General features: G+C 52.2%; 1 rRNA gene. It reads right to left on the minus strand.

Features of this window, described 5'->3' with window-relative positions:
- Nucleotides 1-255 (minus strand): 23S ribosomal RNA (locus NE547_RS18310); the annotation flags it as partial.

Here is a 255-nt window from a genome sequence, read left to right on the forward strand (position 1 = left end):
CCGGCTTACCTTGGGCGGACGAACCTTCCCCAAGAAACCTTAGATTTTCGGCCATTATGATTCCCACATAATTCTCGCTACTCATTCCGGCATTCTCACTCGAATACAGTCCACCGCTGCTTCCGCTACGACTTCACCCCGTATTCGACGCTCCCCTACCCCTGTCCTAAGACAAGCCCAAGCTTCGGTTACATGCTTAGCCCCGTTATATTTTCCGCGCAGAGTCACTCGACCAGTGAGCTATTACGCACTCTT

It is taken from the genome of Flavonifractor sp. DFI.6.63 (assembly GCF_024462255.1).
Lineage (GTDB): Bacteria > Bacillota > Clostridia > Oscillospirales > Oscillospiraceae > Lawsonibacter_A > Lawsonibacter_A hominis.